The organism is Pontivivens insulae (assembly GCF_900302495.1).
GTDB classification, from domain to species: Bacteria; Pseudomonadota; Alphaproteobacteria; order Rhodobacterales; family Rhodobacteraceae; genus Pontivivens; species Pontivivens insulae.
Genome location: NZ_OMKW01000004.1, coordinates 526,746 through 544,676 on the forward strand (window position 1 = coordinate 526,746; position 17,931 = coordinate 544,676).

18 protein-coding genes and 1 tRNA gene are annotated in these 17,931 nt (G+C 58.9%); 15 read left to right on the forward strand and 4 right to left on the reverse strand.

What is annotated here, in order from left to right; genetic code table 11:
* Positions 1 to 71 precede the first annotated feature (71 nt).
* The 13 genes from POI8812_RS16600 (at position 72) to POI8812_RS16660 (ending at position 13,116) form a co-directional block, all read left to right on the forward strand.
* Positions 72 to 2,042 carry an AMP-binding protein gene (locus POI8812_RS16600; RefSeq protein WP_370739588.1) on the forward strand — a complete coding sequence of 657 codons (1,971 nt, stop codon included), beginning with the start codon at positions 72 to 74 and terminating at the stop codon, positions 2,040 to 2,042.
* Positions 2,039 to 2,269 (forward strand): hypothetical protein, encoded by a 231-nt coding sequence (locus tag POI8812_RS16605; protein WP_108783707.1) that lies wholly within the window; start codon positions 2,039 to 2,041, stop codon positions 2,267 to 2,269. The genes POI8812_RS16600 and POI8812_RS16605 overlap by 4 nt, the downstream gene beginning before the upstream one ends.
* A gap of 73 nt (positions 2,270 to 2,342) precedes the next feature.
* Positions 2,343 to 3,164 (forward strand): ABC transporter ATP-binding protein, encoded by an 822-nt coding sequence (locus POI8812_RS16610; protein WP_108783708.1) that lies wholly within the window; start codon positions 2,343 to 2,345, stop codon positions 3,162 to 3,164.
* The gene (locus POI8812_RS16615; protein WP_108783709.1) at positions 3,157 to 3,654 is read left to right on the forward strand and encodes a hypothetical protein; all 498 of its coding nucleotides are present in this window, start codon (positions 3,157 to 3,159) and stop codon (positions 3,652 to 3,654) included. Before POI8812_RS16610 ends, POI8812_RS16615 begins: the two co-directional genes overlap by 8 nt.
* Positions 3,654 to 4,658 carry a branched-chain amino acid ABC transporter permease gene (locus POI8812_RS16620; protein WP_108783710.1) on the forward strand — a complete coding sequence of 335 codons (1,005 nt, stop codon included), beginning with the start codon at positions 3,654 to 3,656 and terminating at the stop codon, positions 4,656 to 4,658. The genes POI8812_RS16615 and POI8812_RS16620 overlap by 1 nt, the downstream gene beginning before the upstream one ends.
* 118 nt (positions 4,659 to 4,776) lie before the next feature.
* Entirely contained in the window at positions 4,777 to 5,853 is a 1,077-nt protein-coding gene (locus POI8812_RS16625; protein ID WP_108783711.1) for a branched-chain amino acid ABC transporter permease, read from the forward strand.
* A 96-nt stretch (positions 5,854 to 5,949) separates the two neighbouring features.
* A complete protein-coding gene (locus tag POI8812_RS16630; protein ID WP_108783712.1) occupies positions 5,950 to 7,341 on the forward strand; it encodes an ABC transporter substrate-binding protein in 1,392 nt (463 codons plus the stop codon).
* 66 nt (positions 7,342 to 7,407) lie between these two features.
* A complete protein-coding gene (locus POI8812_RS16635; protein ID WP_108783713.1) occupies positions 7,408 to 8,226 on the forward strand; it encodes an ABC transporter ATP-binding protein in 819 nt (272 codons plus the stop codon).
* Positions 8,227 to 8,301: 75 nt separating this feature from the next.
* Positions 8,302 to 9,585: an ABC transporter substrate-binding protein gene (locus POI8812_RS16640; RefSeq protein WP_108783714.1), complete on the forward strand. Its 1,284-nt coding sequence runs from the start codon at positions 8,302 to 8,304 to the stop codon at positions 9,583 to 9,585.
* The gene (locus POI8812_RS16645; RefSeq protein ID WP_108783715.1) at positions 9,585 to 9,911 is read left to right on the forward strand and encodes a DUF6958 family protein; all 327 of its coding nucleotides are present in this window, start codon (positions 9,585 to 9,587) and stop codon (positions 9,909 to 9,911) included. Before POI8812_RS16640 ends, POI8812_RS16645 begins: the two co-directional genes overlap by 1 nt.
* Before the next feature lie 21 nt (positions 9,912 to 9,932).
* Positions 9,933 to 10,181: a hypothetical protein gene (locus POI8812_RS16650; RefSeq protein ID WP_108783716.1), complete on the forward strand. Its 249-nt coding sequence runs from the start codon at positions 9,933 to 9,935 to the stop codon at positions 10,179 to 10,181.
* Positions 10,182 to 10,249: 68 nt separating this feature from the next.
* Positions 10,250 to 11,470 (forward strand): phenylacetate--CoA ligase family protein, encoded by a 1,221-nt coding sequence (locus POI8812_RS16655; protein WP_108783717.1) that lies wholly within the window; start codon positions 10,250 to 10,252, stop codon positions 11,468 to 11,470.
* A 104-nt stretch (positions 11,471 to 11,574) separates the two neighbouring features.
* Positions 11,575 to 13,116 (forward strand): peptidoglycan-binding domain-containing protein, encoded by a 1,542-nt coding sequence (locus POI8812_RS16660; RefSeq protein WP_108783718.1) that lies wholly within the window; start codon positions 11,575 to 11,577, stop codon positions 13,114 to 13,116.
* Positions 13,117 to 13,246: 130 nt separating this feature from the next.
* On the opposite strand, the gene ykgO is transcribed toward POI8812_RS16660, so the two are convergent.
* Together ykgO and POI8812_RS16670 are read right to left on the reverse strand one after the other, a co-directional pair.
* Entirely contained in the window at positions 13,247 to 13,372 is a 126-nt protein-coding gene (gene ykgO / locus POI8812_RS16665; protein WP_024810264.1) for a type B 50S ribosomal protein L36, read from the reverse strand.
* Between the two features lie 82 nt (positions 13,373 to 13,454).
* A tRNA-Val gene (locus tag POI8812_RS16670) sits at positions 13,455 to 13,529 on the reverse strand.
* 329 nt (positions 13,530 to 13,858) lie between these two features.
* Here POI8812_RS16670 and POI8812_RS16675 point away from each other — a divergent pair.
* Positions 13,859 to 15,289: a Glu/Leu/Phe/Val family dehydrogenase gene (locus POI8812_RS16675; protein ID WP_108783719.1), complete on the forward strand. Its 1,431-nt coding sequence runs from the start codon at positions 13,859 to 13,861 to the stop codon at positions 15,287 to 15,289.
* 53 nt (positions 15,290 to 15,342) lie between these two features.
* Here the strand turns inward: POI8812_RS16675 and POI8812_RS16680 are convergent, their stop codons facing one another.
* A complete protein-coding gene (locus POI8812_RS16680) occupies positions 15,343 to 15,822 on the reverse strand; it encodes a hypothetical protein (protein WP_146186189.1) in 480 nt (159 codons plus the stop codon).
* A gap of 131 nt (positions 15,823 to 15,953) precedes the next feature.
* Here POI8812_RS16680 and POI8812_RS16685 point away from each other — a divergent pair, with 131 nt between their 5' ends.
* Positions 15,954 to 16,535, forward strand: coding sequence for a hypothetical protein (locus POI8812_RS16685; RefSeq protein WP_108783721.1), 582 nt, complete (start codon positions 15,954 to 15,956; stop codon positions 16,533 to 16,535).
* A 3-nt stretch (positions 16,536 to 16,538) separates the two neighbouring features.
* Here POI8812_RS16685 and POI8812_RS16690 read toward each other — a convergent pair whose 3' ends face one another.
* Complete coding sequence (locus tag POI8812_RS16690; protein ID WP_108783722.1) at positions 16,539 to 17,759, reverse strand: mandelate racemase/muconate lactonizing enzyme family protein; 1,221 nt, start codon at positions 17,757 to 17,759, stop codon at positions 16,539 to 16,541.
* Positions 17,760 to 17,931: the final 172 nt, after the last annotated feature.

Consider the following 17,931-nt stretch of genomic DNA (forward strand, 5'->3'; position numbering starts at 1 on the left):
AGATGCCGGTGTGGATAATAAAAGTCTCCCAGAGGGACGCATACCACCGGTTGGCGCTTGGGAGGGCTGCTATGGACGAGAGTGATCTCGTAGGCGTGCGCGACACGTTTCCGAAACTGATGGCGCTGAACGCACAGCGTTTCGGAGATCAATCCGCCTATCGCGTTAAGGAGTACGGGATCTGGCAGAGCTGGACCTGGTCTGAGGCCCATTCCGACATGCGTGCCATGGCGATCGGACTGATGTCACTGGGCTTGGAAATGGATGATCACGTCGCGGTCATCGGCACCAACCGCCCAGAACTTTACATCATGATGTCGGCCATTTCGGCGGCAGGTGGCGTGCCCGTGCCGATTTATCAGGACGGCGTCGCGGAAGAGATCGCATATGTGCTCGATCACTGCTCTGCGAAATTCGTGATTTGTGATGATCAGGAGCAAGTGGACAAGGTTCTCGACATCCAGGACCGCTTGCCTGATTTGCGGCAGATCGTCTACCGGGACCCGCGCGGGCTAAGAAAATACACCCAGGATGATCTGCACAGCCTCGATTCCGTGCTCAAACTGGGACGGGACGAGGCGGCCAGCCTTGGCGCGGCACTCGATGTGGCCATCAATGCCCGCGGTATCGATGACACCTGTGTCATGCTCTATACGTCCGGCACAACCGGACGCCCCAAGGGCGTCGTCCTGTCCAATCGCAACATCATTGTGACAGCTAAGAATTCTGCCGAGTTTGACGATCTGGTCCAAACTGACAGCGTGCTTGCTTATCTTCCGATGGCTTGGGTGGGCGATTTCATTTTCTCAATGGGTCAGGCGCAGTGGACGGGCTTTTGCGTGTGCTGTCCCGAGGCGGCCCACACCATGCAGACCGATCTGCGCGAGGTTGGCCCCAGCTACTTCTTCGCGCCGCCCCGCTTCTTTGAGGGATTGCTGACCAATGTCATGATCCGCATGGAAGATGCCTCGAAATGGAAGCAGAAGCTGTTCCACAAATATATGGCCGTGGCCAAGGAGGTAGGGCCCCGACTTCTGGATGGGGAAAGCGTCTCAACATCCCAGCGGCTCAGCTACGCAATCGGAAATGTGCTCGTCTACGGACCGCTGAAGAACACGCTTGGGATGAGCAAGGTCCGTGTGGGCTATACGGCTGGGGAGGCGATTGGCCCTGAAATCTTCGATTTCTACCGTTCGCTTGGCATCAATCTCAAACAGCTCTACGGCCAGACAGAGGCGTCGGTGTTCATCACGCAGCAACCTGACGGCCAAGTGCGCGCGGACACTGTCGGCGTTCCCTCACCAGAGGTTGAATTGAAGATCGCGGAGAATGGCGAGGTGTTCTACCGCTCCCCTGGCACGTTTGTTCGCTACTACAAGAACGAGGAGAGCACCGCAGATACCAAGGATGCTGAAGGTTGGGTTGCAACGGGTGACGCGGGGTTCATCGAGAAAGAGAGCGGGCACCTGCGCATCATCGATCGGGCCAAGGATGTGGGTCAGATGGCTGACGGATCGCTCTTCGCGCCGAAATATGTAGAGAACAAGCTGAAATTCTTCCCTAATATCCTAGAGGCTGTGGTGTTTGGCAATGGGCGGGACTACTGCACCGCCTTCCTGAACATTGATTTGGGATCGGTGGGCAACTGGGCGGAGCGCAACAACATTGCCTATGCGTCCTATCAGGAACTGGCCCAGCATCCGCAGGTGCAGGAAACACTGCAAAAGCATGTGGAAGAGGTGAACCTTTCAGTGGCCGAGGATGAGATGTTGGCGGGCTGCCAGATCCATCGCTTTTTGATCCTGCACAAGCAGCTCGACGCAGATGACGGTGAGCTGACGCGCACGCAGAAGGTCCGCCGTAGGATCATTGAAGAACGTTACGGCGATTTGATCACGGCACTCTACGACGGCTCGGCCACGGTCTTTGCTGATACCGAGGTAACTTATGAGGATGGCCGCAAGGGCCGCGTAAAGGGCATGCTCGATATTCGCGATGCAAAAACGGTGCCTGTTAGGACCAAACAGGTTGCCGCGGAATGACGCCTGCTCGCAAATTCGCCGGCCTTGCGTTGATCGTACTTGGGCCATTCTGGGCCAGTGCCGCAGCTTTCATGCTGGGCACATCGCTGCCCTATGTGTTCGGCGCGGCCTGCGCGGGCCTTGGCCTCGCGATCCTCGTGAGCCGCACGGGCACGCTCGGAAACTTGGTAGCAGCCGCCTTAGCAGGCATCCTGACCTATCTCGTTCTGGAATGGAGCGCGGCATGACCCTTTCACTTTCTCCAAATATCCCCGCCGGAGGCGCAGATCGCCGTCCCGCGACCCGTCTGGAGGTGACGCGATGAATGATATGAGCCCAGACAGCTACACAACAGCAGATGGCCGCACCATCGGTGGCAAGATCATGGAAGTGAAGAATATTACTCTTCGCTTCGGTGGCGTCGTGGCGATCAAGGACATTTCCTTTGATATCCGCGAAGGGGAGATCCGCGCGATCATCGGCCCGAACGGTGCGGGCAAGTCGTCAATGCTCAACGTGATCAATGGTTTCTACCATCCGCAGGAAGGCGAGATCCTGTTCAGGGGGGAAAAACGCGGGCCGATGAAGCCCTATCAGATTGCCCAACAGGGTATTGCGCGGACGTTCCAGAATATCGCGCTGTTCAAGGGAATGTCGACGCTCGACAACATCATGACGGGCCGCTTCACCCATATGAAGGCGCCGGTCTGGAAACAGGCAATCTGGCGGGGTGAAGCAGAAAGAGAGGAGATCGAGAACCGCGAAGTCGTGGAGAAGATCATCGACTTTCTTGAAATCCAGGCCATCCGCAAGACGCCTGTTGGTCGTTTGCCCTACGGCCTTCAAAAGCGCGTGGAACTTGGCCGTGCGCTCGCCGCGGAGCCGAAGCTCCTGCTGCTCGACGAACCGATGGCCGGAATGAACGTTGAGGAGAAGGAGGACATGTCCCGCTTCATCCTCGATGTGAACGACGAGTTCGGCACCACGATCGCCCTGATCGAACACGATATGGGCGTCGTCATGGACATTTCCGATCGGGTCGTGGTGCTTGACTACGGCAAGAAGATCGGGGACGGCACACCCGATGAGGTGCGCGCGAACCCCGAGGTGATCGACGCCTATCTGGGGGTGTCCCATGATTAAGCATCTTTTGGCGTTGGCTCTACTGGCCACCCCCGCAGCGGCAGAGGAGTTCTCTGACGCGCTCGACTTGATGGGTGAGCAATGCGTGGATGGCCTGATGCGGGATTTGCGTGCCGGTCCGGCTGGCATGTTCCCTGCCGATCCCCGTACGTCTGAGGTCGTATTGGGGGACAACCTGGGCCGCGCATGGCGTTCCGAGGCCGGAAATATCGTGGTCTACGATCTTGACCAGATGCCGGTCTGCGGTGTGCTGGCGGCAGACTTCAATGTGGGTCAGGCCCGCGCGGCACTGGCACCCTGGGCGCGTGGATGGCAATTGATCGAGGCGCCCGAAGAGGGCGGCACCCGTCGCTTTGTGCGGCGCTATTCCGATGCGGAAGTGCTGATGGTCTTCGTTGCCACATCCGACAATCCGCAACTGGTTGAAATGACGGGCCGCATTCTGCCCGCCAATGACTGGACCAACCGCATTCTGGCAGGGGGGAACTGATGCCCGTCGAGCTTCTTAATACGATCGAGGTCATCATCAATGGATTGATGACTGGCGTACTCTATTCGCTCGTGGCCCTTGGCTTCGTGCTGATTTTCAAATCATCTGGCGTATTCAACTATGCCCAAGGCGTCATGGCGCTGTTCGCGGCACAGACCCTTGTCGGGATCCAGACAGGACAGGTGCCATTCGCCCATTTGATCAATGCGGTCACGGGGATGCACGTGTCGAAATTCGGTTTCGACCTGCCTTCGATCATCGCAATCATACTCACGACTTTGGTGATGATCGGGTTCGCGTGGATCGTCGTGAAAGTCATCATGGTGCGGCTGGTCAATCAGGAGCCGATCATCCTGTTCATGGCGACAATTGGACTCGCCTATTTCATGGAGGGATTCGGCGATCTGATGTGGGGGGCGGAGCTTAAGACGCTCGACGTCGGGCTCCCCTCAGGCGGGTCGTTCTGGATTGAGGATGTTACGGCCCAATGGGCAGTTGAGGGTGAAAATTACTGGGGCATGTATGTTGATGTGCTCGACATCTGGGCCACGATCATTGCGGTCTTCCTCGTCGCTGCCCTCACCATATTCTCGCAATATACGAAGGCTGGCACGGCCATGCGGGCGGTTGCAGATGATCATCAGGCCGCCCTCTCCGTCGGTATTTCGCTGAACAAGATCTGGATCATGGTCTGGTCGATTGCGGGCTTTGTCGCGCTGGTGGCTGGTATCATGTGGGGGGCAAAGTCCGGCGTGCAGTTCTCGCTCTCGCTGATCGCTCTAAAGGCCTTGCCTGTTCTGATGTTGGGCGGCTTTACCTCGATCCCCGGTGCCATTGTCGGCGGACTGATCATCGGTGTGGGTGAAAAGCTCTTCGAATTCTGGATCGGTGTGCCGTTCCTGGGCGGTGCGACCGAAAACTGGTTTGCCTATGTGCTTGCCCTTCTGTTCCTCGTCTTCCGGCCGCAGGGCCTGTTCGGCGAGAAGATCATCGAGAGGGTGTGAGGATGCGGATCATGACATGCCCCGGATGTGAGCAGGCGGCGCTGAATGAACGGCGCTTTCTATCTTCAACGCGGGCCCGGATCGGGGTCAGGAACGCCGTACGCAAGGGAGGCCACTGATGTTTTATCGTGAGGCAGGCGACTACAAGACGTCCTATGTCGATGACAGCCAGACCTTCCCGATCGCGCTAGACCGCAGGATCTATATGGCCGCTGCCGTGCTGGCCTTTCTGGTCGTGCCCTTCGTGATGACAGACTACCTCGTCAACGCGATCATGATGCCCTTCCTGATCTTTGCCATCGCGGCATTGGGCCTGAACATCCTGACCGGCTATTGCGGGCAGGTCAGCCTCGGGACGGGTGGCTTCATGGCTGTGGGGGCGTATTCCACCTACAAGTTGATGACGGCTTTCCCGGATCTGAACATCTTTTTCATCGTCATCCTTTCGGGGATCATCACCGCTGGAGTGGGGGTGCTGTTCGGCTTGCCGTCGCTGCGGATCAAGGGGTTCTACCTTGCCGTGGCGACGCTTGCCGCCCAGTTCTTCCTCGTCTGGATGTTCAATAAGGTGGGCTGGTTCTACAACTACTCTGCGTCGGGTCAGATCTCTGCACCAGAGCGCACGGTTCTGGGGCAGGCTGTCACTGGGGCGAATGCTGCACCGTGGGTCAGCTACCTGTTCTGCCTGGTGTTCGTGTTTGCGTTGGCCTGGCTGACGCGCAACCTGACGCGCGGGCGCATCGGGCGCAGCTGGATGGCGATCCGCGACATGGACATCGCGGCAGAGATCATCGGCGTGAATCCGTTGCGCACGAAACTGTCTGCCTTCGCGATCTCATCATTCTATATTGGCATCTCTGGCTCACTTTTCTTCGCGGTCTACCTCGGAGCGGCTGAAGTGGGAGAGGCGTTCGGCATCCAGAAATCGTTCCTTGTGCTCTTCATGATCATCATCGGTGGGTTGGGTTCGATCTTTGGCAGTTTTGCGGGTGCGGCCTTCATGGTGCTGCTGCCTGTGATCCTGAAGCTCTTTTTCGCGGATTTCATCGGGTGGCCCACGGACCTTGTGGCGCACCTCAACTTCATCATCGTGGGCGGGCTGATCGTCTTCTTCCTGATCGTCGAGCCGCATGGGCTTGCCGCGCTGTGGCGCACGATCAAGGAGAAACTGCGTCTCTGGCCATTCCCGCACTGATGCTTGCGTGCGCGGCCTGTTCGCGCAACGCTTTGACGACCCTGTGACCTCCGGATCAACCGGGGCACGCTTCAAACGTCCAAGGGAGGACACAACATGAAACTCAAGACCCTCGTTATGGCGGCTTGCACCACGGCAATCGTGGCTGGCCCGGCGGCAGCGGACCTCGTGTTCCCGTCGCTTGACTACCGAACCGGCCCCTACGCGGCCAATGGCATTCCGTTCGCGGATGGCTATGCGGATTACTTCACGCTACTCAACCAGCGTGATGGCGGCATCGGTGGCGTGGAAGCACGCGTGCTTCAATGTGAGACGGGCTATAACACCGAGCGAGGCGTGGAATGCTACGAGTCCACGAAAGGCGAAGGCGCGCTGGTGTATCAGCCGCTGTCGACGGGCATCACCTATCAGCTGATCCCGAAGGCAACAGCGGACGATATTCCGATCCACTCCATGGGCTATGGTCGAACGTCTGCAGCAAATGGCGAAGTGTTCAGCCACGTCTTCAACTATCCTGCGAACTACTGGCAGGCCGCATCCGGGATCATCCTAGACATCCTCGACCGCAATGACGGTAATCTTGAGGGTAAGAAGATCGCGCTGGTCTACCACAACTCCGCCTATGGTCGTGAGCCGATCAGGACTCTGCAGGAGCTGGGCACTCAGCATGGTTTCGAGCTGATCGAACTTGCCGTCGACCATCCCGGACAGGAGCAACGCTCGCAGTGGCTTCAGGTGCGTCGTGATCGTCCTGACTACGTGATCATGTGGGGCTGGGGTGTGATGAACCAGGTCGCCATTCAGGAAGCGGTCAACATCCGCTATCCAATGGACAACTTCTACGGTGTCTGGTGGTCCGGTTCCGAGAATGACGTTTTGCCCGCTGGTGAAGGGGCAGATGGCTATCGCTCGGTGACGTTCCACTCGGTTGGTGACGACTACCCGATCTTTGACGACATTCAGGAGCATGTCGTCGACGCTGGCCTTGCATCCGGTGCAGGCGACCAGATCGGCACCGTTCTGTATAACCGTGGCATGTACGCCGCGATGCTGGCAGCCGAGGCCGCGCGCACCGCACAGGACATCCACGGCGTTGCCGAGATCACGCCCGCGATGATGCGTGACGGGATGGAAGCGCTTGAGATGACCGAGGAGCGCATGACCGAGCTTGGCCTGCCGGGCTTTGGTCCTGAATTCTCCGTCTCCTGTCAGAACCATGGCGGCCCCGGCGAAAGCGCGATTGCCGAGTGGGATTACGACACGCAGGCATGGTCCATCGTGACGGAATACCGCGCGCCTGACATGGGCGTGATCCAGCCGCTCATCGACGAGGATTCCGCAGCCTATGCCGCAGAGAACGACCTGCCGATGACGCGCTGCCCGGCTGAAGATGAGATGATGATGTCTGTCGAAGATATCCTCGCTGAAATGCGGACGATTGGCCTTCGGTTGGATGAACTCGCCGATATGCTGGAAGCTGCACAGTAAGCGCTTTCGTTGACCCAGCCCCCGGCGGTATGCCGCCGGGGGCCTTCCATTCTGCCGGAGGCCCCGATGCTCGACGCTGCCAAGACCGAAGAGACCTTGCTTGAGGTCAATAATATCGAGGTCATTTACAACCACGTCATCCTTGTCCTGAAAGGCGTCAGCCTTTCTGTGCCCAAGGGCGGCATCACGGCACTGCTGGGCGGAAACGGTGCGGGCAAGACAACGACGCTCAAGTCGATCTCTGGCCTACTGGCCTCGGAGCGCGGAGAAATCACAAAGGGATCGATCCAGTATCGCGGGAAGAGCATGCAGGATTTGTCCCCGAACGAGCTGGTCAAATCCGGCGTCATTCAGGTGATGGAGGGGCGTCATTGTTTCGAGCATCTGACGGTTGAGGAAAACCTGATGACCGGCGCCTACACGCGTTCCTCTGCTGAGGCCAAGCAGGGGCTAGACATGGTATACGAGTACTTTCCCCGCCTGAAGGAGCGCCGCAAGTCGCAAGCTGGCTACACATCCGGTGGCGAACAGCAGATGTGTGCCATAGGCCGCGCTCTCATGGCCCGGCCAGAGACAATTCTGCTTGATGAGCCGTCAATGGGCCTTGCGCCGCAGTTGGTCGAAGAGATTTTCGGCATTGTCAAAAGCCTCAACGAAAAGGAGGGCGTGTCCTTCCTGCTCGCAGAGCAGAATACCAATGTTGCCCTGCGCTATGCGCATTACGGCTACATCCTTGAATCCGGTCGCGTTGTTATGGACGGCCCTGCCGCCGACCTGCGCGAGAACCCGGACGTGAAGGAGTTCTATCTGGGCGTCAGTGAGGAAGGTCGCAAGTCTTTCCGCGATGTCCGCTCCTATCGCCGCCGCAAGCGGTGGCTCGCCTAACCGCCTGATCTCCCTAATCAGGTTCCTTTCAATCCAACCGTTTCGCCCCACACGGATCGCTGGAGATATCCACTTATGTTTCGCTTTATCGCGACTGCCTCCTTGGCAGCCTCTATTGCTGTACCTGCCTTTGCAGATTTGACGATGGTCAGCCTGACCTACCGCACCGGCCCTTATGCGGCGGGTGGCGTGCCCTTCTCGGATGGCTATGCCGACTATTTTACGATGCTGAACGAACGCGATGGCGGCATTGGGGGGGAGCGTGTCGAGCTTCTGGAATGTGAGTTCGGCTACAACACCGAACGCGGTGTGGCCTGCTACGAAGAGACCGTTGATCAGGGCGCGCTGGTCTATCAACCCCTGTCGACGGGCCTGACGCTCGAACTGATCGAGCGTGTACAGCAGGATGAGGTGGTGCTTCATACGATGGGCTATGGTCTGACGGCTGCGTCGGACGGTGCCACCTATCCTTATGTTTTCAACTTCCCCGCGCATTACTGGGACGGCGCGGTTGCCCAGATTGCCTATTTGAAAGAGCAAAATGGCGGGTCGCTCGCCGGCACACGCATTATGCACATGCACCACAATTCGGGCTATGGGCGGGAACCTTTGCCCACGCTGGAAGCATTGGCAGAGATCGAAGGGTTCGAATTGTTGTCCATGCCGATCGATCATCCGGGTGAAGATCAATCCGCAATCTGGCCCGTGGTCGAAGCAGAGAACCCCGATTTCATCCTGCTTTGGGGATGGGGCGTGATGAACCGTGTCGCGCTCGAAAGTGCTGTCGAGATCGGCTATCCGATGGATCAGATGATGGGGATTTGGTGGTCCGCCGCCGAGAGCGACCTGAAACCGATGCGAGATGCGGCGCACGGCTACACCTCTGTCACATTCCATGCTGTGGGCGACAATTTTGCGATCTTCAATGATCTCAATGAACTGGTCTATCAGCGTGATCTGGCCCGTGGCCGGATGAACAATATCGGCGAAGCGCTCTACAATCGTGGGGTCGCGGCGGCGATCTATGCTGCCGAGGCGATCCGTTTGGCTCAATCCATCCACAGTGTCAGCGACGTGACGCCTGCCATGGTCCGTGATGGATATGAACAACTCACCATGACCGCCGAGGATTTCGAAACGCTGGGCATGGAAGGCTTTACGCCCCCTATGGAGATTACCTGCACCGATCATGGTGGCGGAGGACTGGTTGCTGTGGCGCAATGGGACTCAACATTGCGCAAGTGGCAGCAGGTGACCGATTACTATGCGCCCAATGATGCATTGATCGAGCCACAGATCGAAAGCGCATCGGCCGCATTCGCGCAGAGCCGCGGCATAACCCCCGCCGGGTGCCCCTGATGGCGGAGCCGCGTGTCGCGTGTCGGACCCCGGCCAAAGGGCGGGATGGGGTGACGAACATCCCAGAGTGGAAGTTTGACGCGGTGCGCGGCGCGATCCTTGCTGGCCTCAGCCAAGGACCGGTTCTGTTCAAGGACCTCAATGCAGCCGTCGATGCCAGACTGACGGCTGACCAAAGGCGGGATCTGGGTTCGCTGGGTTGGCACGTAACGACAGTTAAGTTGGAACTGGAAGTGCGTGGAGAGATTGTCCGGGTACCCGGTTCAGGACCACAGCGTATCATGCTGGCCGCTGACGATGTGCAGACTAGGTCGAACCCTGACTGAACAGCCAGAAAGGATCAGGTCATGAGTTCCACGCAAGAGGCCCGAAAGGCGATCCGCGCCCGTATCCTGCAACTTCTTGAGAGCGGACCTGTCGCGCAAGCTGACTTGCCTGCCGCTGTCGCCGTCAGCCCAGAGGAGCGGCAGGAGGTCGCGCGGTGGAATGCCGAGGTGCAGGGCGTCACGGATATGCTTTGCGAGGAGGGCACCATTACGGCCACGACCCGCGAAGAGCGAACAACATATCATTTGACGGTTGCCCAACGCACCTAAGCTGCGCAGGTTTGAAGCTGTGCACTCGGCTGGCGCCGTCTGGATCATGACTGACGAAGGAAACGTGAATGTCGAACTTCTACGATGCCCTTGAGACGCGCTCGAACGACCAGCGCGATGCCGAGAATCTGGCCGCCTTGACGGAACTTGTGTCTCACGCGAAATCCAGCGCGCCGGGGATGGCAGCGCATCTGGAAGGTGTTGATGCGTCGGATATCACCGATCTTGCGATGCTTTCAAAACTGCCTGTCCTGCGAAAATCGCATCTGGGTGCAGCCCAAAAGGCGAGCCCGCCCTTTGGTGGTTTCGCGGCGAGCCGGACGCATCATGCATTCCAAAGCCCAGGGCCAATCTACGAGCCCGGTGGGATAACCCATGACTGGTTCCGCCTCGGCCGGTTCCTGCATGCGGCAGGATTGGGGGCTGATGATCTGGTTCAGAACTGTTTTTCCTATCACATGACGCCAGCCGGTATGATGTTTGAGAGTGGTGCGCGCGCAGTTGGTGCCCGCATCTTCCCCGCAGGCACCGGTCAGACGGAGTTGCAGGTTGAAGCGGCCGCTCAATTGGGTGTCACTGCCTATGCAGGCACGCCTGACTATCTGCGTATCATCCTCGACAAGGCTGATGAGATGGGTGTGTCGCTGGGGATCACAAAGGCTGCGGTCAGCGGTGGGGCGCTCTTCCCCAGTCTGCGCGCTGGCTACGCGGATCGCGGTATTTCCTGCCTGCAATGCTACGCCACCGCCGATCTGGGCAATATCGCCTATGAGAGCGCGGCAATGGAGGGGATGATCATTGATGAAGGCGTCATCGTTGAAATCGTCACCCCCGGCACCGGGGACCCCGTGACAGAGGGAGAGGTGGGGGAGGTCGTTGTGACGAGCTTCAACCGGGACTATCCGCTGATACGCTTTGCGACCGGTGATCTTTCCGCGGTGCTGCCAGGCGCAAGTCCGTGCGGCCGAACGAATATGCGCATAAAGGGTTGGATGGGTCGCGCGGACCAGACCGCAAAGATCAAGGGTATGTTTGTTCGCCCTGAGCAGGTCGCCGCCCTCGTCGCACGTCATGCAGAAATCGACCGTGCGCGCGTCACTGTCACGCGTGCAGACGACAAGGATGTGATGACCGTTCAGGTCGAAGGGGCGGGGATAGAGACGGCCTCTGTGGCTGAAACCGTCCGCGCAACCCTCAAACTGTCCGGACATGTCGAGGCGGTTGAGCCCGGCACGCTGCCCCGGGACGGCATCGTCATCGACGATCAACGCCAGTACGATCAAGGCTAGCCCGCTTTGAATGCGGGGTGGTCGCCCTGTCTGGAACGGCGCTGCGGTTCAGTGCGTTAAAGACAGTAACTTGCGTGTCGCGCCATAACAGGAAAGGCCCCATCATGTTCCGTATTTTCCGCCTCGCACTCTTGGCAAGCACGGTCAGCGCAGCGCCTCTTATGGCTGACCCTCTGGCGCTGGTCATCACGAATTCAGACTATGCGAATGGCCCTCAGGCAACGGTGCCGGATCATGCGGATCTTGTGCGCGCCTATGAAGAGGCGGGCTTCACTGTCGAAGGTGGTCAGGATCTGACACGCGCAGAGATGTTCACGCTGCTGACATCCTTTCAACGCGATGTGGCAGATGCGGAGCGGCTCGTAATTCATCTCAGCGGTCACACTGCGACAGCAGGTGGTGAAACATGGTTCCTGCCGGTCGATGCCCGCGACGACAGCGTCGTGCGCCTCGCCTTCACGATGCCAACGGTCGATTTGTTTCTCGACATGGCGGCAGAGCAGGAGGGGAGGTCCGTTGTCTTCCTTGGCACTGCAACGGATGCAGGGTTGGAAGGTGATGGTTTCGAACCTGGATTGGGACGGGTCTATGTCCCGACGGGCGCTCTGATGGTCAGCGGCCCGGCGCAAGCCGTGGCCGACATCGCCACGGATCGGGCTTTGTCGGAAGGGGCGTCATTCCGCAGCTTTGTCAGCGATCTGCCCGACGACATCAGCCGTCTGGGGTTCGCTTCGCCAGATGCAACACTTGTTCCGCTGCGCGAAGACCTGCCCGATGATCTAGGAGAAGCGCCTGCCGAACCGCAATCTGAGCCGGAACCCGATGAACAACAGGTGGATCCGGCGGAGGCGACGGAACAGGCGCTTGAGCTGGACCGCGATGACCGCGTCGCCATTCAGGAAAACCTTGTTGTCCTCGGCTATAACACACGCGGGATAGATGGGATTTTCGGACCGGGTACGCGCGGCGCGATTTCTGCATGGCAAGGCGAACAGGATTTTGAGGGGACGTCCTTCCTGACGGCCGGACAGTTGAGGCTCTTGGGCCTGCAAGCGGACAATCGCAGGGCGGAAATCGCGGCTGAGCAGGAGCGTCTGCGCCAGCAGCGCGAAGCGGAGGATCGCGCCTTCTGGCAGAGTTCCGGTTCTGATGGAAGCGAAGAGGGTCTGAGGGTCTACCTGCGCAACTACCCCAATGGTCTTTTCGCCGCGGAGGCACAGACACAGCTTGATGCCATCGAAGCGGAGCAGCGCGCCTTGGCGAGTGCTGAGGTGCAGGCCGCGTGGCAATCCGCGATGGAGACGAACACGATTGAAGGATACGAGCAATTCCTTGCGCAATATCCCGACAGTGAGTTCGCGACGACGGCTCGGGCGCGTATTGATCAGATCAACGAGCAGGAAAATCGTGTTGATGCCAATCTTCAGGCACAAGAGGATGCACTTGGCCTCAACACCGCGAACCGATTGCTTGTGCAGGTTCGCCTTGCCTCCCTCGGCTATGCGATTCCGTCTGTGAATGGACGTTTTGACGCCGCCACGCGTGAGGCGATTGCCCAGTTTCAGCGTGAATACGGGCAGGAGCCGACTGGCTATCTCAACCAGACGACAGTGCGCCAGCTCATCACGCTCGCACCCGCTGAGTGATATCTGTAGGGGCCATCCCGAAACGTGGGTGGCCCTTCGTCCTTTCTCAGATGCACATCACTCATCGGCACCTACGAAAAAGGCCGCTCTTTGCAGAGCGGCCTTTTGAAAACCTTGCGAAGCGGATGCTTCAGCCCTGACGGGCTTTGAACCGGGGCTGCGTCTTGTTGATGACGTAGACACGGCCCTTGCGGCGCACGACGCGGCAATCGCGGTGGCGCTGCTTGAGGGAGCGAAGCGAGTTCTTGACCTTCATGGTCTTCTCCTGTCTCAGCGGCGCGGCGAGCGCCTTGGGTTTCGGTGCCGGGGTGAGCGAACCTCACATCGGCAGAATTGGATGGTGGGCGTAACTGGGATTGAACCAGTGACCCCTTCGATGTCAACGAAGTGCTCTCCCGCTGAGCTATACGCCCATCCAGTCCGACAGTTGCCCGCCGGAAGTGAGGGGTAATTGCCACGAGTCGCAGGGGGCGTCAACCGGACTTTCACAACCGGTGCAGTCCTTTGCCGAGAAATTTCACATTGCCCGTCAAAAGATCCGATTGGGCGCGTGATGTACCCGACGACGTCCCGCGATTTGGCCTTCAAAACAGTGCTATGTCCTGCTTTGCCCGAAGCGATGTCGGGGACCATACGCGAGAGTTGATACGAGATATCACACGGCATGACTGGTTCCATCCGCAAAACCGGTTAGGGTGGTGACGCTGGGGAAACAAAAACAGGTTTGGAGGATACTGAACCGATGACGACAGCCACCAATGAGCCAAGCTTTCGCGAATCCGTAGATATGATGTTCAACAGGGCTGTGGCCCTGATGGATTTGCCGCCGGGCCTTGTGGAGAAGATCAGGGTTTGTAACGCGACCTATACTGTGCGCTTCGGCGTGCGCATGCGGGGTGATATCCACACCTTCACAGGCTATCGCGCCGTGCATTCTGAACATATGGAGCCGGTCAAAGGCGGCATCCGCTATGCGGGCAATGTGAACCAGAACGAGGTCGAGGCGCTGGCCGCCCTGATGACCTATAAATGCGCATTGGTCGAAACGCCTTTCGGCGGCTCCAAAGGTGGTCTGGCCATCGATCCTCGCGATTATAACGAGGAAGAGCTGGAGCGGATCACCCGCCGCTTCGCCTATGAACTGATCAAGCGTGACCTGATCCATCCGTCACAAAACGTGCCTGCCCCAGACATGGGCACTGGCGCGCGCGAGATGGCGTGGATCGCCGATCAATACAAGCGAATGAACACCACAGACATCAATGCGCGGGCCTGTGTCACGGGCAAACCGCTCAACGGTGGCGGTATCGCGGGGCGTGTCGAGGCGACGGGGCGCGGCGTTCAATATGCGCTCAAAGAGTTCTTCCGCTATAAAGAGGATGTCGCGAAGGCCGGTCTTTCGGGCAAGCTCGATGGCAAACGCGTCGTGGTGCAGGGCCTTGGCAATGTGGGCTATCACGCCGCCAAGTTCCTGTCTGAGGAAGATGGCTCCATCGTGACCTGCATCATCGAACGTGATGGGGCGATCATGAACGCGCAGGGCCTGAATGTAGAGGATGTCTCTGCGCATATCCGCGCCAATGGCGGCGTGAAGGGTTTCCCAGGCGCTGATTATGTCGAGGACGGCGCGAAGGGGCTGGAAGAGGAATGCGACATCCTGATCCCAGCCGCGCTCGAAGGCGTGATCAACATGGAGAACGCAGCGCGCATCAAGGCACCGCTGATCATCGAAGCCGCGAACGGTCCTGTGACTGCGGGTGCGGACGAAGTTCTGCGTGCCAAGGGCTGTGTGATCATTCCCGATATGTACGCGAATGCGGGCGGCGTGACCGTCTCTTATTTCGAGTGGGTAAAGAACCTGTCCCACATCCGGTTCGGCCGTATGGAGCGGCGTCAGGAAGAGGCGCGGCACGAGCTGCTGGTTGATGAGCTTGAAAAGATGTCAGCGCAGGGATCGAACATCACCCTCTCTGACACGTTCAAAAAGAAGTACCTGCATGGTGCAGGGGAGTTGGAGCTGGTCCGCTCTGGCCTCGATGACACGATGCGTGAAGCCTACCAGTCTATGCAGGCCATTTGGCATGAGCGCGATGACGTGAATGACCTGCGCACTGCCGCCTATCTCGTATCTATCGGCCGTGTGGCATCCAGCTATGTAAGCATGGGCCTCTAAATAGTATCGGGGGGCGGTTTGCCCCCCGTTTTCACGTCTCCCGAAGCGCCAGTTCAGGCGGCTTCGTCGCGAATGGCGATCATCGTCTGAATTGCATCCGCCATGTTTTTCGCGGTCTGTGCGTGTGCAGCGCCACCGACACCCAAACGGCGGCCCGACCGCCACCAAAGCCCGGGCACCGACTCGCGCTTCGCCCTCTCGTTCAGCACAAGCAGGAAGCCATTTGACGGCTTGAACGCGAAGAGCCCCCGCTCGATCCGCACGACATCTTCAAAACGGGCAAGGTCACGGCCAGATTCATCGGTGAGCCGGTCCTCATACATCAGGATAGCCCGGCTGGCAGCCGCATACATTCCCCACGCCTGCCGTCCTGCAACGACCAGAACAACGACGAGCAGCAGAATAGCCCATGGGGATTGCGGCGGCTGAAGTGCCAGAACCGCAGCAGCCATTGCCGCCAACCCACCTGTCATTGCCAGCCCGAACCAGCGTCGTGCGGGGGACAAGGTGAGCGTCAACATGGGATCAGACATCGCGGCCTCCTGACTTGACCATTGCATATGTCGGCCCGCCCGCCGGGTCACCTGCTTTTTTGCTCAGGGAGGCCATGGCGTGTATGCCAAAATTATCGTAAAACAATAATCGAATCGAAATGGAGATTATCATGCGCATCGCTTTCGCCGCGGCCCTATTGACCTGCCTGACAGGCTGCGCGGGCTTAACACCACAAGGCCTGTTGCAGGCTATGCGGTTCGATCCTTTGACAACTGATCCCACTGTTATCGAAGTGGCTGCGGCTTTGGATGAGGCGGTTGAACTGTCGGCGGATGGTCTGCAAATCGCAATCTCCTTCAACGCTGACGAAGATGGCGCGCTTCTGGTGTCCGAAGTGGTGGCATTAGAGGTTACCGAAACCCTCTCACTGCCCGGCGATATCCGTGCCGCGGAGGATCAACGGCTGTGGCGCGCACGTTTCCCGGACGAGGGCGCGGCACGCTTTTCCGCCGCTCAGGCAGCCATTCTGGAACTGCGTGAGGCTGACGTGCAGGGAACGGGGTCACTCTCAATCACCGTCGGCCAAGGATGTACCGGGGACCGGGTGCCCGACACTCTGTCATTTCGCAGCTGGCTCAGGATGGACGCCGGGGGCGCATTCATTCCCTTCTCGCGCAGCGATGATCTGTTCGCTCTGATGGACGAGGCTGAAGCAGAGGCATTGCGCAGGCAGCTCACTGCCAGCTGCTAGAGCTCACCCTCCAGCAAATCGTTCCTCACCATCATAGCGCAGCGGCCGGTCCTGCATCTCCAAATGCAACCGGTCGCCCTTATAGGGATGCGCCTTTAAGACGTCCTCGTTGATGTCGATACCCATGCCCGGTCCGCTGGGCGGAATGATATGTCCTCGCTCAACCCGGATGGGCTCAACCAGCAGATCGGCCTGGAATCCCAGTCCTTCTCCGATGGTCTCGGCGATCAGGAAGTTGGGGCAGGACAGCGCAAGCTGGATATTTGCAGCCCACTCGACCGGTCCTGCATAAAGGTGGGGCGCCAGTTGCGCGCCGAAGCCCTCGGCCATGGCCGCAATTTTCTTGGCTTCCCATAGACCGCCTACCCGGCCAAGGGCGGGCTGCAAGATGGAGGCCGCACCACTTCGCAGGACATGCGCGAATTCGTATTTGGTTGTCAGACGCTCACCTGTCGCGATCGGAACGCGCACGGCCTGCGCGACCTTGGCCAGATCACCGCTCATATCTGGCGGACAAGGCTCCTCAAACCAAAGCGGGTCATAAGCCTCCAGTCGACGCCCCATACGGATCGCCGCGTCCGGTGTGAACTGCCCATGTGTTCCGAACAGCAAATCCGCTCGCGCTCCGACGGCTTTGCGGATTTCCCGACAGAACGCCTCTGACCGGTCCAAATCGTATTGCGAGGGCTGATGTCCACCCATGATGGTGTAGGGGCCGGCAGGGTCGAATTTCAGCGCGGTAAAACCCCGCTCGATCCACTCGGACGCGGCTTGCGCAGACCGTTGTGGGGAGTTGTAGAAGCCAGCGGGGTCTTCACCCTCCATCGGATAGAGGTACGTGTAGGCGCGAACCCGCTCCTGCACCCGACCGCCCAGCAAGGCGTGAACCGGCTGGTTCAGCGCTTTCCCGCGAATATCCCAGCATGCCATTTCAAGTCCAGAGAAGGCCCCCATCACCGTGGGGTCAGGGCGTTGAGTGAACCCGGACGAATGCACCCGGCGGAACATCTTTTCTATCTCAGCGGGATCGCATCCGCGCATATGGCGATTGAAGACGTCCTCAATGACCGCGTGCATGGCTGTCGGCCCGACTGCCGCGGCATAACATTCGCCCCAACCGTGCAATCCGGTGTCGGTATGGACTTTCACCAGTAAGAAATACCGCCCGCCATAGCCCGGCGGCGGGTTTCCAACTGTGAAGATCTCAACGGCGTCTAGCTTCATCCGGGCTTGCTTTCGAATGGGTGTTCTTGTCAAAAAGCTGACATTCTTCAGTGACTGTGCTTTCGAACACCCTTCGCACACAAGGCTAAACTGCGCGCGGTTTTGCGACGTCTGGCCAAACAAAAGAGGGTGCCGGCACCTGCCGCCTGATAGATCCGGACAAAGGTTATCG